The organism is Achromobacter sp. Marseille-Q0513, assembly GCF_018195695.1.
GTDB lineage: Bacteria > Pseudomonadota > Gammaproteobacteria > Burkholderiales > Burkholderiaceae_B > Achromobacter.
In genome coordinates this window covers 1-802 of record NZ_JAGTJY010000405.1, presented here as the reverse complement: position 1 = coordinate 802, position 802 = coordinate 1, and the positions used below count along the sequence as shown (strand labels likewise).

General features: G+C 66.2%; 2 protein-coding genes. Both read right to left on the bottom strand.

The window, feature by feature from the left end; genetic code table 11:
• The coding region (locus KDH83_RS30940) for a 3-oxoacid CoA-transferase subunit B (protein ID WP_212322898.1) at positions 1-530 on the bottom strand (530 nt) is incomplete at its 3' end.
• 11 nt (positions 531-541) lie between these two features.
• The coding region (locus KDH83_RS30935) for a CoA-transferase (protein ID WP_283093863.1) at positions 542-802 on the bottom strand (261 nt) is incomplete at its 5' end.

Genomic DNA, 802 nt, shown 5'->3' with positions numbered 1-802 from the left:
GTGATGATCAGGTTGACCACGCCCACGCCGGTCAGCGGCAGGTTGCACGCCGGCAGCAGCTTGATGTCCTCGGTGCCGTCCTTCTTCTTGGCCACGTGTTCCATCAGGACCACCACGCGGCCCACGCCGGCCACCAGGTCCATCGCCCCGCCCATGCCCTTGACCATCTTGCCCGGAATCATCCAGTTGGCCAGGTCGCCCTGCTCGGACACCTGCATCGCGCCCAGGATCGCCAGGTTGATCTTGCCGCCGCGGATCATCGCGAAGGAATCGGCCGACGAGAAGATCGACGAGCCCGGCAGCGTCGTGACCGTCTGCTTGCCGGCGTTGATCAGGTCGGCGTCGACCTCGGCATCGGTCGGGAAGGGGCCGATGCCCAGCAGGCCGTTCTCCGATTGCAGCCACACTTCCATGCCGGCCGGCACGTGGTTGGCCACCAGGGTGGGCAGGCCGATGCCCAGGTTCACATAAAAGCCGTCTTGCAGCTCGCGCGCGGCGCGCGCCGCCATTTCATCGCGGGTCCATGCCATGTCCGTTCTCCTCAGGCCGGGCGAGTGGTGCGTTGTTCGATGCGCTTTTCCGGCGTGGCGTTCAGCACGATCCGTTGCACATAGATGCCGGGCAGGTGGACCTGATCGGGGTCCAGGCTGCCGGTCTCGACGATCTGCTCGACCTCGACCACGGTGATCTTGCCGGCCATCGCCACGTTCGGGTTGAAGTTGCGCGCGGTCTTGCGGAACACCAGGTTGCCGCTGCGGTCGGCGATGTGCGCCTTGACCAGCGACACGTCCGGCGTCAGCGA